A 14,941-nucleotide genomic window follows, 5' to 3' on the forward strand; every position below is an offset into this window, starting at 1 on the left:
CAATTAGGATCGCCTCTAACATCCATACATAACAGTATCCTCCCAGTGATTTCCTGACAAAAAAGCAGAATTAACCTGGATAATTAGCTGGTCGGTTGTGTTACAACATATTACTAAACGCACAGCTAAGGAGAATCCGATGCGAAAAATATTATTGCTGGCCGCCGTCTTGCTGGCATCATCCGCACCGATCGTCACCCAGGCCGAGGAGATTACGCTTTTACCGGCCATAAAACTGCAGATTGGCGACCGTGATTCCTATGGTCATTACTGGGATGGTGGGCGCTGGCGTGACAAAGACTACTGGCATCGTCACTATGAATATCGTGATAAGCACTGGCGAAAGCTGGAGAAAAAGCAGCGTAAAGCCTATGAGAAAGGTTATCGTGATGGTCGCAAGGATTATAAGAAGCGCGAAAAAGAGTACAACAAGCACCACAACCACCATCATCACTAAATAAGATTGGAGCCATTATGGCTCCAATCTGCTATTACCTTCTGCCTTGTGTCTGCAATATTGTCTGATAATGTCTTCATCGCAGAAGCAAATTACCCCATCAATCTCCCTTTTCAGAATGAACTAATAATATTGCAAATGGCCTACCAACATTAGTGGGGGTAATATGCGTGTAAAAATATTTAGGATAATTCCATCTTTTCAGTGAATGAAAAATCCGATTTATAAAACCGTATATTATATTCATTAAATCAATCAGTTAAATTTCACTTTCTTTTGTATGGTTTTTGCGATTACACTTTTCCGCCGTCAGAAGGTTTTTTCAGGGATATCATCATTATAAGATTAGTCTGAAAAAATTAATTCCGCCAACTGCTCCTGATAATGGGGCGAAATTGCGTGTTGAATTGACTCGATCGATCTGTAAAATTGTGTGGTGATAGTTAATGAAATGTAATAAAGGGATCCACTGCGGTGAAGATTCGTGCGGTAGCTATGGCCATATCACAGCTGGAACCCTTTTACGCACAGTGATTAAGGATATTCAGACTTGTTATTCAAGCAGGAATAACCCTTAAGAAAATAATAGCATTGCAATGGAAAAGCATATGAAAACGCGAGTGTTTTTAGCCGCTATGATTGCGGTTTCACTGGCAGGGTGCGAAGCGCCGCCGAAGCCGCAAATTACCGATGACACCATTGAAACCACGCAGGTTAACGGCGTCAATTTGACCCATCGCCATATTGTTGTTCCTCCAACGGAATTTACCCCGATTAACGCAGAATATCGCGCGCTGTATTCCGCCGCGGTAATGAGCCAGGCCGGGTATGGCGGCAAAGTGATTGTGCAATTAGTTCCAGGTGCTAATTATATTGCATTGGGACAGGCCCAGGACGGCTGGATAGCGTTAGCCAATGAAGGTCAGGAAAATTTAATTGGCTATGCTCCGGCCAATGCCGTTGTCAAAAGTGAGCTGTATGATAAAACGGTTCGCGAACAGTCGAAGCGCCCGAAGGCGCGTAAGAAAGCGACCTGCGTGAGCGTCGACGGAAATACCAAAGCCTGCAAAAACGGCAATAACGGTACCTGGATTCTGGATTAATCCCGCCTTTACGAGCGACACCGTATGAATAATAACTCTCTTTTACGCCAGGTCATGCTGGCGTTTTATTTGTTTCTTTTTACGTTGGTTAGTGGATGTGGTTCGTCTTCACACAGCGACCCTGCCCGATACAATCTTCAGTTCCAGGCCCACCCGCAAATTAACCGTTCTGCGCCATTAAAGGTCAGAGTGTTAGTGCTGAAATCCGATGCGGAATTCATGTCCGCCGATTTCTACTCCTTACAAAATAACGCGCAAAAAGTTCTCGCCGGCAACTTGCTGAACAGCGATGAATTTTTCCTGATGCCGGGGCAACTGGCAAAAAAACTCAGCGGGCAAAGCTCGCCGGAGGCGCGTTATATCGGAGTGATGGCGGAATACCAATCTCTGGATGGTAAAAAGTGGCGCATTTCTCTTCCTCTGCCAACGCCTGGCGAAACCCCTTTCTGGCAGTTCTGGAAACTGTCGGCAGATCAACTGCAAGCCAATTTATATCTTGACGTTAACGGGATCCGCGTCGTGCAGCAATAGCGCGAGCCCTAACAGGAAATTTGTATGAATAAAGCAGAAAAGGTGGTCTGGACCGAAGGCATGTTTTTACGTCCGCATCACTTTCAGCGGGCAGAAAGCTACCTGCAAACGCAAATTCGCGAATGGGGCGGATTACAGCGCTCCTGGCTGTGGGGTTTTCTTGAGATTGAACTTGATGATGCGATGCTGCGTCAGGGGTGCATTGCCCTGAGCTATGCCAGCGGCCTGCTGCCGGATGGGACGTTCTTCCAGTTTCGCGATGCTCGTCAGGGCCCGGCGCCGTTGCAAATCCCGGATAACGTCACGGGCGAAAAAGTCGTATTGGCCTTGCCGGTACGCCGCGGCGGTCGGGAAGAGGTTATCTTCAGCGAGGAAAAAGACTCGCTGGCGCGATTTACCGCGTTTGAACAGGATGTGGAAGATGACAATGCGCTGTCGGTTGGCGATGCCACCGTGCAGTTTGCCCGCCCGCGGCTCACCCTGATGCTGGAAAAGGATTTAACCGCCGAGTGGACGGCCATCGGCGTGGCGTTCATCGCCGAAAAGCGCAACGATAACGCCGTAAAACTCGATAATGGCTATATCCCGCCGATGCTTAACGGCATCAATCATCCTTTGATTTACGCGATGATCAACGACTTGCATGGTCTGCTGGCGCAGCGTAGCCAGCAAATCGGCAGCCGGCTCCGACAGCCGGGGCGTTTTAATACTTCCGAATTAATTGAGTTCACTCTACTTGCGTTGGTCAATCGCCATCTCGGCCATCTCTCACATCTCAAAACGCTGCCGTTAGTTCATCCCGAGTCATTGTGGAATAGCTGGCTGCCGTTCGCCGCCGAGCTGACGACCTGGATGGCGCAGCGCGGTCCGGATGCTGCGTTGCCGATTTATGACCATGACGATCTCGCGAGCTGCTTCGGCAAACTGATGCTGTTGCTGCGCCAGGGGTTATCACAGGTAATGGAAGACAATGCCATCCAACTCCCGCTGATAGAACGATCGCATGGGTTGAACATCGCAACGGTACCCGAGAGCAGCATGGTGCGTGATTTCGGATTCGTATTGGCAGTTAAAGCCAGCGTACCAGGTGATGTTCTGCAAACGCACTTCCCGGCGCAGATGAAAGTCGCGCCGGTGAGCAAAATTCGCGATCTGGTGCAACTACAGCTTCCGGGTTTAATTCTGCGCGCTATGCCCGCCGCGCCGCCGCAAATTCCGTGGCATGCCGGTTACAACTACTTTGCAGTCGAGAAGGGCGGCGAGCTGTGGAACGACATGGAGAAATCTGGCGCCTTCGCCCTGCATCTGGCAGGCGAGTTCCCCGGCCTGGATATGGAATTTTGGGCTATCCGTAGCCCGTCGGAATAAGAAAGCGAGCGTTGATGATGCAGGAACAACAGGCCGATGCCAACCATGGCGTGAGCGGCAATAATCCCCTGGTGACGGCCGCCAACCCATTACTTAATGCGATTCCCCAGATCCGTCATTCGGTATCGCACGATGACCAGGCCGGTTTGCGCCAGCGTTTGATTGATGAAATCCGCCGTTTTGAAGTGCGCGGTCAGCAGGCGGGGTTACCCTACGAAGTAATAGTCGGCGCCCGTTACTGCCTGTGTACCGCACTGGACGAGGCGGCGGCCTTGACGCCATGGGGGAGTAGCGGCGTCTGGTCGGGCAGCGGTCTTTTAGTGACCTTTCACAATGAAACCTGGGGCGGGGAGAAGTTTTTCCAGCTGCTTGCACGCCTGTCGCAGAATCCGCGCGAACATATCAATCTGTTGGAACTGATCAACTACTGCTTATTGCTCGGCTTTGAAGGGCGTTACCGGGTAATGGATAACGGCCGCACGCAGTTGGAAACTATCAAACAGCGCCTGTGGCAGATGATTTGCGGCGTACGCGGCGGCTACGCGCCGCCGTTATCGGTTCACGGCGAGGATCGCCCGGTGCTGCGTAAACTGTGGCGTCCGGTGGTGCCGCTGTGGGCCTGCGTCGCGCTGGCGGGGTTCGCCGCCTGTCTGTTCTATATCATTCTTAACTGGCGGCTTGGCGATGCTACCAACCCGGTGTTGGCGAAAATTTACCAGACGCCGTTGCCGGAAGCGTCGATTGCTCAGCCGGCGGAAAAATTGCCGGCGGTACTTAACCTGCGAGGTTTTCTGCGCCCGGAAATTGCCGAAGGGCTGGTTGCGGTCCGTGACGAAGCGGACCGCAGCGTGGTGATCCTCAAAGGCGACGGGCTCTTTGCTTCGGCCTCAACGGTGGTGCGCGATCGCTACGACCCGGTCATTGACCGTATTGCGCAAGCGATGAACAACGTCAGCGGCCGCATTCTGGTGGTCGGCTATAGCGATAACGTGCCTATCCGCAGCGCGCGCTTTGCCTCGAACTACGAGCTGTCCCTGGAACGCGCGCGTTCGGTACAAAAACAACTGCAAAATCATCTGACGCAGCCCGAACGCGTAAAAGCCGAAGGGCGAGGGGAAATGAACCCCATCGCGCCGAATACCACTCCTGAGAACCGTGCCCGTAACCGCCGTGTGGAAATTACTCTGCTGGTGTCGCCCGATAATACCCGGGCTGAGCTGAACGGATTGCCCCAAGGAAATTAAGGATGCTGACACTTCTGCTTTCCATACTGACCAACCGGCTGCTGTGGGGTTTTCTCGGCGCTACGGCGGTGGCGGCCGTCATCTGGATGATTGGCCCGCTATTGTCGATTGTCGATACCCGGCCGCTGGAATCGGAACAAAACCGCGTTATATCTATTGCGCTGGTCTACCTCATCTGGGCGCAAAGCCACATTCTGCCGCGCCTGTACAACGCCTGGCTCAACCGCAAGCTGATGGATAACCTGAAGGAAGAAACACCGAAGGGCAACGATCCGCAGCAGCGCCTCAATAGCGAAGACCAGATCCTCGCCGATCGCTTTGATGAAGCCGCGCAAATGTTGAAAAAAGCGCACTTCAGTAAAACCGGTAATGGTCAGTGGACCCAGCGCTTTAGCACCCACTATCTGTATCAGCTGCCGTGGTATGTGATTATTGGCGCATCTGGCTCCGGTAAAACCACCGCTTTAGCCAACTCCGGGCTGCAGTTTCCGCTAGCCGACCGCTTCGGTAAAACGGCGTTACGCGGCATCGGCGGCACGCGCAACTGTGACTGGTGGTTTACCAACGAAGCCGTGCTGCTGGACACCGCCGGGCGCTATACCACCCAGGAGAGCGAGCAGGCGCAGGACGCCAGCGAGTGGCTGAAGTTCATGGGGTTATTGCGTAAATACCGCCGCCGCCAGCCGATTAACGGCGTTATTGTCACGGTAAGTATCTCCGACCTGTTAACGCAATCGACGGAGGCCTCGCGGCAGCAGGCGGTTAATCTGCGCCAGCGTCTCTCTGAACTACATGAACAATTGGGTATTCGTTTCCCGGTGTACGTACTGGTGACGAAGGCCGACCTGCTTAAAGGCTTCCGCGCCTGGTTTGCCGATTACGACAAGGCGCAGCGCGATCAAATCTGGGGCTTCACTTTCCCGTGGGAGCAGGCAAGCCTTGCCGACTTCGACCTGATGGGCCGCTTTACCCAGGAGTTTGCGCTACTGCAACAGCGGCTTGAAGCCGGGCTGCCGGATACGATGCTGCAAGAGCATGATGCCAAAACCCGCGCCGAAGCCTGGCTGTTCCCGCAAGAGTTTGCGGCGTTGCGGCCGCTGTTAGCCGATTACCTGAGTACCGTCTTTGCCCGTTCTAACTTTGAAACCGAGTTTTCACCGCGCGGCATTTATTTTGCCAGCGGCACCCAGGAAGGGCTACCGTTCGACCGCGTGATGGGCGAACTCAATCGCGCGCTGTCTTTGCCACAGGGAAATGAAAACGACAACTGGGACTCAGTGAGTAAAGAAGCGCCGATCCCCGGCGCCAAAGGCCAGAGTTATTTCATTAAAAACCTGCTGCAAAACGTGATTTTCCAGGAAGCCGGCATCGCCGGGCAGAACCGCTGGTGGGAACTGCGTAACCGCGCAGCGATCTGGTCAGGCTATGCGGCGCTCGCGGCGCTGTTAATCATTTCATGCGTACTGTGGCTGACCAGCTACGGCAAAAACAAGGCCTACCTGGAAGAAGTCTCGGTGAAGGTGCCGCAGGTTGAGCAGCAGAGCAAAGCGTTGCAAAACCCCGAGCAGCGCGATCTGTTCGCCATGCTGCCGCTACTCAACGGCCTGCTGGAATTGCCGAAGAGTGCCGATTTTGACGTCAACGACCCGCCGGTCAGCCGCCGGATGGGACTCTACCGCGGAAATGATGTCAGCGACGCCTCGCAGACGCTGTATCAAAAAGCGCTGCAGCAAATGCTGTTACCGGATGTCGCCATGCGTATCACTACCTGGTTGCGCAACGACAATGGCAGTGACGCCGAATATAGCTATGAGGCGTTGAAAGCCTATCAGATGCTCTATCAGCCCAAGCAGTATGACGGCAAGTTTCTACTCTCCTGGGTGATGCTTAACCTGCAGCGTAACCTGCCGCAAAACGTGACGCAGACGCAGCTACGACAGCTGGAAGGGCATCTGGTCCAGCTACTGGAACCGCAAATCCAGTCCTCGCCGTATGCCAGGGATGATGCGCTGATCGCCCGTGAGCGGGCGTTGATTAACCAGCAGCCGCTCTCCTCAAGAGTGTACGGTCGTCTGAAACGTCTACTTGAGCATGATGACAATCTGAAAGCGGTATCGCTGGCGACGCTCGGCGGTCCGCAGAGCGAACTGGTGTTCTCGCGTAAAAGCGGTACGCCGATCGCTGAGGGCGTTCCCGGCCTGTACACGCCAGATGGCTACTGGCAGGTGTTCAATAAACAGATCGATAACGTGACCAGCGCGCTGCATGAAGATGATATCTGGGTGCTGGGCGCCGCCAGCGCGTCGGAAGATAAGCAGCAAACCGATAACGCCGTCCGCCAGCTCTATATGCGTGATTTTATCGCCAACTGGGATCGCTTCCTCGCCGATATTCAGCTCAACAATAGCGCCGATCTGTCATCGCGGATCAACACCGCGCGCCTGCTTTCAGCCAGTAACTCGCCGCTGCGCCGGCTGGTTATCAGCCTGAGCCAGGTGCTGAACCTGGCGCGCGCTGAGCCGGATACGGTTAAAAGCGAAAACTCAGCCGAGCAGGGCAACCGCGCTACCCGAACGCTGGAAGCGCTTTTCCGCCATGATGAGGGCGGCACAACCCAGGGCGCGGCGCTTAGCCAGACGCCGGAACAGCTGGTAACGGAACACTACGCGCCGCTGATCGAACTGGCGCAGCCGTTGGAAAAGGGCGGCAAAACGATTGTGTTCGACGATTTTCTCAAACAGATCGACGAACTTTATCGCTACCTGACGGCGGTACAGGATGCCGCCAACAGCGGTATGCAACCGCCGGGCGGTGATGCGATTAGCCGTCTGCAGGCCAGCGCCGGGCGTTTACCTGGCGGCCTGCAAACCATGTTCAGCAAAATGGCAGTCGGCGCCAGCAGTGATACCCAGCGCCGCGATCTCGATAACGTACGTAAACGGATTAACGTGGAAGTTGGCGGTTTCTGCCGTCAGGCTATCGCCGGGCGCTATCCGCTGGTTCGCAGCGCCAGTAGCGAAGTCACGCCGGACGATCTGGCGCGTATGTTTGCGCCGGGCACCGGCATGATGGATACCTTCTTCCGTGACAACCTGACCAATAAGGTCGATACCACGCAGTCCAGCTGGCGTTTTATGCCCGGCATCGATGGCAAAACGTTGCCGGGTAGTGAAGGGTTATTAAGGCCTTTCCAGCAGGCGCAATCGATCCGCGACGCGTTCTTTGCCAATGGCGCGACCATGCCGTCATTTAAAGTGACGGTGCGCACCATCAACATGGACAACCGGATCCTCAACCTGACGCTGGATGTTGATGGCCAGCAGTTGCGCTATAGCCACGGTCCGCAGGCGGTGCAAATGATGAGCTGGCCGGGGCCGGGCGGAACCAACCAGGTGCGTATGCAACTCGGTCTGGCCGATGGCACCACCTCGACGCTGGTGACCAGCGGCTCATGGGCGCTGAACCGCTTTTTTGATAAAGCGCGCACCGCGCCCGGCAGCAGCAGTTTGAGCCGTCAGGCAACGTTTAATGTCGATGGTTACCAGGTCACGCTGGAGTTTGCGCCGAACAGTATCCGCAATCCGTTCCAGCTTCCCCGTTTCTCATGTCCATAACCGCAAGGAAAGCCGAATGACTCACGCCCCTGCGATGAGCTGGTACGGGAAACTCCCCAGTACCGGCGATTTTTTACAACGTCGATTTCCGGACATGCTGGTTCGCCAGTGGTCGCAATGGTTTCAGGTTGGGCTGATGGCCTGGCAACAGGAGCAACAGCGCAGCGGCGAACGCCAGTTCAGCAACGCGCCGGTATGGAACTTTATCGTTCCGCCGATGTTGAGCGGGCAGATGGTGCAGATGGGGTGTCTGATCCCAGGGCGCGACCGGGTAGGTCGCCAGTATCCTATCTGCGCGCAAATGGCCTTCAACCCGCTGGAGTGGTCGCCTTCGATCCTCACTCAGGCCGGAGAGTGGTATCAGCAGGTGGGCAGAACGCTGCTGCATGCGGTACGTAATGGTTTTTCCGCTGAACAACTTGACCAGGCGCTACTCGCTATTCCGGCGCCAAAGCTGGTAGAGGCGGAAAAGCGTTCGGAAATACTCGACGTGATTGGCTATCAGCAAGATGGGCAAAGCTCCCTTGGTTGGCAGCAGGCGGCGGACTGTTTTGATCCGCAGCGTCAGACCAGTTTTTGGTGGACCAACCGCGCCGATGGTTATCCGCTCTATACCCACGTCCATAGCGGTAATTTGACCGGCCAGCTGTTCACGCTGCTGTTTGATCCCGCCGGGGGCGCGAGACCGGGCCGTCACGGTCTGTATCCGCCGATGTTTGAATAAGCAGGTAGGCCATGAATATTGATGAATTCCTTGCTCCGGTTAGCGCGGAGCAGCCCTGCGGTGAAAACCTCGAATATGACGCCGATTTCCAGGCAATGGAACAAGCGATGCAGGGTAAAGCCGAGCAGCAGTTCGGCGACACCATTATCCCGGCGGAACCCGCTGACTGGACGACGGTAGAAAAGCTGGCGGCTGGGCTACTTAGCCGCACCAAAGATTTGCGCGTCATGCTGGCGCTGACTCAGGCGTGGACAAAACGCCGCGGCCTGAGTGGTTACGCGGATGGCCTGCTGCTGGTGCAACAGGCGCTGTCGCTTTACTGGCAGCCTATCTATCCGCTGCTGGAAGAGTATGGCGAAACTGATCCGTTTTACCGCATCAATGCGCTCGCGGGGCTAAGCGATAAATCAGCACTGACCAGCGCGTTACGCAATGCCGTGCTGTTACGCAGTAATGGCGATGAACTGCTATTGCGCGATGCGCAGGCGCTGCTCGATGGCAGTAAAACCGAATGCGCGGATTATCCCGGCGGCCGTTCGCGATTGATTGATGAACTGGCCCGCGGCGGACAGCCGGGGATAGACGCCATCCTCGCCATTCACCAGCGCTTGCAGACCATCCGCGAAATATTAAGCGATTGTCTGGGTGAAAGCGGCGTGCCGGAAATGGAACAACTGCAGAAGACCGTCGGTATTGTCGCCGGCGCCTGCCAGATCACCGATATTTCGTCCTTTCACGCGTCCCGCGAGGAGAGTGCCGTGAGTGAACATCAAGCGATTCCCGACGCGCTTGCGCCGTCTGCCGTTAACTGGCGCAGCGCGCAAATCAGCAGCCGCGCCGAGGCGCAGCAAATGCTGGAAAAAGTAAAACAGTACTTCGCCCAGCACGAACCGAGTCACCCCGCGCCGCTGATGATTGAACGGGTACAGCGGCTGATTGAGCTGGATTTTATGGACATCATCCGCGATTTAGCGCCGGACGGCGTTCATCAACTGGAAAACATTTTTGGACGTCGCGACTGACGCGTCCGGACATTATGGCGACAGGCATAAGGTCTGGCGCTCAACCTTTACCGCGCATCTTCGATGGAGAACATCATGGCAATAAGTAAAAGTGGGCAGAAATTTATCGCACGCAACCGTGCGCCCCGCGTACAGATCGAGTACGACGTAGAGATTTATGGTGCGGAACGCAAAATCCAGCTTCCGTTTGTAATGGGGGTGATGGCGGATCTGGTGGGTAAACCGGTCGACAATCAACCGGCGGTCGATGAACGTAAGTTCCTCGACATCGACATTGATAACTTCGACGAACGTATGAAAGCGCTGAAACCGCGCGTCGCTTTCCAGGTCGACAATACGCTGACCAACGAAGGCAAACTGAACGTCGATTTAACCTTCGACAGCATGGATGACTTCCTGCCGGATGCCGTGGCCCGCAAAGTGGAGCCGCTAAACAAACTGCTGGAAGCCCGTACCCAGCTTTCGAATCTGCTCACCTATATGGACGGCAAAAACGGCGCGGAAGAGCTGATTGCCAAAATTTTGCAGGATCCGACGCTGCTCAAATCGTTGAGCCAGATGCCGAAACAAGATGACAGTGCGAAAGGTAGCGAGGAGTAATCGATGAGCAACCCGACTCAACAAAATGAGCAGCAGTCCAGCCAGGCCTTTAGCCAGGATGAATTCAGCGCGCTGCTGAACAAAGAGTTTCGCCCGAAAACCGACCAGGCGCGTTCCGCCGTTGAGAGCGCGGTAAAAACCCTCGCGCAGCAGGCGCTGGAAAACACCGTCACTTTTTCCAACGACACCTATCGCACCATCCAGAACCTGATTGCCGGTATCGATGAACAGCTGTCGCGCCAGGTGAATCAGATCCTGCATCATGACGAATTCCAGAAACTGGAAAGCGCATGGCGCGGCCTGAGCTACCTGGTCAACAACAGCGAAACCGACGAGATGCTGAAAATCCGCTTTATGAGCATCTCCAAGCAGGAGCTGGGGCGCACTCTGAAACGTTACAAAGGGGTGGGCTGGGACCAGAGCCCGATCTTTAAGAAAATTTATGAACAGGAGTACGGCCAGTTTGGCGGCGAGCCATTCGGCTGCATCGTTGGCGATTACTATTTCGACCATAGTCCGCAGGATGTGGAATTACTGGGCGAAATGGCGCGAATCGGATCGGCTGCGCATTGTCCGTTTATTACCGGTACCGCACCGGAAGTGATGCAGATGGAGTCCTGGCAGGAGCTGGCGAACCCGCGCGACCTCACCAAAATCTTCCAGAATACCGAATACGCCGCCTGGCGTTCGCTGCGCGAGTCGGAAGACGCGCGTTATCTGGGGCTGGTGATGCCGCGCTTCCTGTCGCGCCTGCCTTACGGGATTCGAACCAACCCGGTGGACAGTTTTGATTTTGAAGAGCAGACCGACGGCGCGGATCACAACAACTATGCGTGGGCCAACTCGGCGTATGCGATGGCGGCGAACATTAACCGCTCGTTCAAAGAGTTTGGCTGGTGCACCTCCATTCGCGGCGTGGAATCCGGCGGCGCGGTGGAAAATCTGCCTTGCCACACCTTCCCGAGCGACGATGGCGGCGTGGACATGAAGTGCCCGACCGAGATCGCCATCAGCGATCGCCGCGAAGCGGAGTTGGCGAAAAACGGCTTTATGCCGCTGATCCATCGCAAAAACTCCGACTTTGCCGCCTTTATCGGCGCGCAGTCGTTGCAGAAACCAGCGGAATATCATGATGCCGACGCCACGGCCAACGCCCGTCTAGCTGCGCGTCTGCCGTACTTGTTCGCCTGCTGCCGTTTTGCTCACTACCTGAAGTGCATTGTGCGCGACAAAATCGGCTCCTTCCGCGAGCGCGATGACATGGAACGCTGGCTGAACGACTGGGTGATGAACTATGTCGATGGCGATCCGGCTAACTCGTCGCAGGAGACCAAAGCGCGCAAACCGCTGGCGGCCGCTGAAGTGCAGGTAGCGGAGATCGAAGACAACCCGGGTTACTACACCGCGAAGTTCTTCCTGCGTCCGCACTACCAGCTGGAAGGGCTTACCGTGTCGCTGCGTCTGGTTTCCAAGCTGCCGTCGCTGAAAACCAAGGAAGCGTAATATGATGCCGCCGGGAGGCGACTCCCGGCAGGTACCACGTCATGGAACTACACCGACTGCAAAGAAATATGGTTTTGGGAAATTAACTTCCCAGATAATCATCGGTGATCCTAATAAAACCTGGAGTCAGGATAACCCGCATTAATTTCAACTTTGCATTCCTGCTATTTCACAGCATGAGTGTTAAGACCAGCAATGGGCTTAAGCCTGTTGCTCTGAGGCAGAGGTAAAATATGGATGGTTTTATTCAGCCCCATGCTTTCCTGTTTGCCATATAAGTGCTTTTTCGAAAGCAATAATTTTCATTAACGAAGAGTAGATATTATGGCTATTGATATGTTTCTGAAGGTCGAGGGTGTAACCGGTGAATCAAAAGATTCTAATCACACCGGTTGGACTGATATTACCTCTTTTTCCTGGGGCGCATCCCAGCCGGGTAATATGAGCGTGGGCGGCGGTGGCGGTGCGGGTAAAGTGAATTTCAACGACCTGCACGTAAATGCGCTGATCGACAAATCCACCACCGCGATTCTGAAGCACTGCTCCAGCGGCAAGCACCTGACCAAAGTTGAACTTTCGGTCTGCAAAGCCGGTGGTCAGCAGGTTGAATATGCGCGAATCACCCTCGAAGATGTACTGGTGACTTCTGTGCAGTACACCGGCGCCGATAACGGCGACACCGTTGGCGTAACCTATGCCTTCCAGGCGGCGAAAGTGAAACAGCAGTACTGGGAGCAGACTTCCGCTGGCGGTAAAGGGGCAGAAAGCAGCGCCGGCTGGAATATCAAAGAAAATAAAGAAGCATAATTATATTGCTTTAACCGAACCGGGGGACTCTCTGGTTCGGTTTAATTCACCAGGGACTAAGAAAATGAAGGGACAATCAAACTTATTACCAGGTTACTGTATTGTACAGCAGCCGGGAACATTGGATTTTCAAGCTCGCTTATTATTCAATAATATCAATTGTGAATCCGCCCGTTACTTTATGCAGCTTAATCGCGATACCCCCTGGGTCAAACCAGGCCAGATATTAATTATTGCCGACCCAAACAACTTAAATCAAGCATTCCAGATGAATTCACTTTTTGTCGCCAAGAAAAAAGTAAACACAGCATTATCGACAGTTGATAATTCAGTGGCTGAAATGCTCAATAAAAATTATGATAAAATATCTACCATTACTTCGTGGGGGGATGCGATAGTTGGCAATGCGAGCGATTCAGGCGAAAAATATTTCAGGCAAATCGAGAGTATTCTGAAAAAAATTGAAGCAACGTATCAAAATCAATTCAGGACACAAGGTGCTTTGATTGGACAACAATTCTATGCTGAACGAAATTCGTTATTTACTCAGCTAAAACCACTGCTTAATAAGGTTGTAAGAAAGTCCCTTAAATTCAATGACTATAACGATATGAAAAGGGTACTTGGATTGTCTACTCAATCTATCGTTCATGAATGGAGCACAGTTGGCATTGGGGCAATACCCGGTTACGCAACTTATGTGAACAGTGCAGCCAAAGCTGCCGCTTTTATGAAGATGGGGGGCTGGGTGGCATTTGGTCTATCATTCATGAACACCAGCAATGACGTCTATCACGCTTGCACCGCAGGCCGAGAAAGCGAATGTGGTCAGGTAGCAATCAAAAAATATAGTGAGTTTGCTGGGGGAATAGGTGGCGGTATGGCTGGAGCATCATTTGCAGCACCTATTTGTATAGCGGCTGGTGTTCCCACTTATGGTGTAGGAACTATTGTATGTGGATTAGTAGTTACGGCAGCAGGTTCTTGGGCTGGTAGTATCGTTGGCGACGAAATTGGCAATACATTAAATAGATTAATTTATCGTGGGGATTGATACTACATTGAAATACTACCTTGATATATTGTACTTGCTTCTTGTAGTTGTTTTTTTTACATCTATTATTTTTTCTTTTTTATTTTATCGCCGCCACACGAAGCAAGTGGAAGCAATGTGCCTATTACTCGCGAAAGCGGGAGTGCTTAGTGCTCAGGATTATGAGTTTTGGCAGCGGTTAGGATTCTGGGGGTTTAGTTTTCGCGTGGCAATGGTTTCACGAATTCATAATGGCAAGCCAGTTAAATTGAGTAATGCCAAAATATTGGATGCCAGGGAAGGTCAGCGTTGCATCGCAAACTTCGAACTCGACTGGATTCGTAATTATTATAAATGCGTTACTATAATGGCTATTGAGTTCTTAGTGCTTCTGGTATGGACGCTTATGCGTTAACTAAAATGTCTATTGTTAGTTATCACCTCATCATTTCTTCAGTTTTGTTTGTTGCAGTATTTGTAACGTTGATTATCTATCATGGTTATTATAAAAAACACGATCAGGAGTTAGCTGGCGCTTTCGAATTATTACGGCGGAACGGTTTTCTTGATTACCAGGATTATTATTTATATGAAAAGCTGGGGTTACCCGGTTTCGGTTTTCGAGCATCATTAATGGCCGCAATTCTTAAGGAGAAAAAGATAAAAAGAAAAGGGGGCGGTTGGCTTAAGCCTGGGGCGAGTCAGCTAGTCAGAGAATACTATGACATTTCCTGGCTACAGAATTTTCAGCGCCTGACTTGGTTAATGTTATTTTTATTTGCGGTGATGTTCGTCCTGGCCTTGCTGGGCGATAATTAGTTCACTAAATTTACTTCTCTTTTTTCTAAATGACTCAATAACTCGCCCGCAAACGCCGCCGTTCTTATTTCGAGAGCGGCAGCGTTTGTGCGCCAATCATATCAGCAGGAATAGGC

13 protein-coding genes are annotated in these 14,941 nt (G+C 53.0%); all 13 read left to right on the forward strand.

The annotated features are described in order from the left end of the window. Positions 1–139: 139 nt before the first annotated feature. Positions 140–457, forward strand: a complete 318-nt coding sequence (locus KGA69_RS18025; protein ID WP_045394282.1) for a DUF2502 domain-containing protein — start codon at positions 140–142, stop codon at positions 455–457. Between the two features lie 608 nt (positions 458–1,065). Beyond that, the gene (locus tag KGA69_RS18030) at positions 1,066–1,560 is read left to right on the forward strand and encodes a hypothetical protein (RefSeq protein WP_015366552.1); all 495 of its coding nucleotides are present in this window, start codon (positions 1,066–1,068) and stop codon (positions 1,558–1,560) included. 24 nt (positions 1,561–1,584) lie between these two features. Further along, positions 1,585–2,091: a type VI secretion system lipoprotein TssJ gene (gene tssJ / locus KGA69_RS18035; RefSeq protein ID WP_015366553.1), complete on the forward strand. Its 507-nt coding sequence runs from the start codon at positions 1,585–1,587 to the stop codon at positions 2,089–2,091. Positions 2,092–2,115: 24 nt separating this feature from the next. Next, a complete protein-coding gene (tssK, locus tag KGA69_RS18040) occupies positions 2,116–3,459 on the forward strand; it encodes a type VI secretion system baseplate subunit TssK (RefSeq protein ID WP_015366554.1) in 1,344 nt (447 codons plus the stop codon). 14 nt (positions 3,460–3,473) lie between these two features. After that, complete coding sequence (locus KGA69_RS18045) at positions 3,474–4,703, forward strand: DotU family type VI secretion system protein (RefSeq protein WP_015705462.1); 1,230 nt, start codon at positions 3,474–3,476, stop codon at positions 4,701–4,703. A gap of 2 nt (positions 4,704–4,705) precedes the next feature. Continuing rightward, entirely contained in the window at positions 4,706–8,317 is a 3,612-nt protein-coding gene (tssM, locus tag KGA69_RS18050) for a type VI secretion system membrane subunit TssM (RefSeq protein WP_213292539.1), read from the forward strand. Positions 8,318–8,333: 16 nt separating this feature from the next. Further along, on the forward strand, positions 8,334–9,041 hold the full coding sequence (gene tagF, locus KGA69_RS18055) for a type VI secretion system-associated protein TagF (protein WP_047048474.1): 708 nt from the start codon (positions 8,334–8,336) through the stop codon (positions 9,039–9,041). A gap of 11 nt (positions 9,042–9,052) precedes the next feature. Then, positions 9,053–10,063: a type VI secretion system protein TssA gene (gene tssA / locus KGA69_RS18060; RefSeq protein WP_045394286.1), complete on the forward strand. Its 1,011-nt coding sequence runs from the start codon at positions 9,053–9,055 to the stop codon at positions 10,061–10,063. Positions 10,064–10,138: 75 nt separating this feature from the next. Next, positions 10,139–10,663 carry a type VI secretion system contractile sheath small subunit gene (gene tssB, locus KGA69_RS18065; protein ID WP_015366559.1) on the forward strand — a complete coding sequence of 175 codons (525 nt, stop codon included), beginning with the start codon at positions 10,139–10,141 and terminating at the stop codon, positions 10,661–10,663. A 3-nt stretch (positions 10,664–10,666) separates the two neighbouring features. Further along, complete coding sequence (gene tssC / locus KGA69_RS18070) at positions 10,667–12,166, forward strand: type VI secretion system contractile sheath large subunit (protein WP_049053513.1); 1,500 nt, start codon at positions 10,667–10,669, stop codon at positions 12,164–12,166. A gap of 324 nt (positions 12,167–12,490) precedes the next feature. Then, positions 12,491–12,973, forward strand: a complete 483-nt coding sequence (locus tag KGA69_RS18075; RefSeq protein WP_015366565.1) for an Hcp family type VI secretion system effector — start codon at positions 12,491–12,493, stop codon at positions 12,971–12,973. 64 nt (positions 12,974–13,037) lie between these two features. Continuing rightward, entirely contained in the window at positions 13,038–14,027 is a 990-nt protein-coding gene (locus KGA69_RS18080; RefSeq protein ID WP_045394289.1) for a hypothetical protein, read from the forward strand. Between the two features lie 399 nt (positions 14,028–14,426). Next, complete coding sequence (locus KGA69_RS18085) at positions 14,427–14,825, forward strand: hypothetical protein (RefSeq protein WP_223683732.1); 399 nt, start codon at positions 14,427–14,429, stop codon at positions 14,823–14,825. Positions 14,826–14,941: the final 116 nt, after the last annotated feature.

This window comes from Klebsiella sp. A52 (genome assembly GCF_018388785.1).
In the GTDB taxonomy this organism is placed as follows: domain Bacteria; phylum Pseudomonadota; class Gammaproteobacteria; order Enterobacterales; family Enterobacteriaceae; genus Klebsiella; species Klebsiella aerogenes.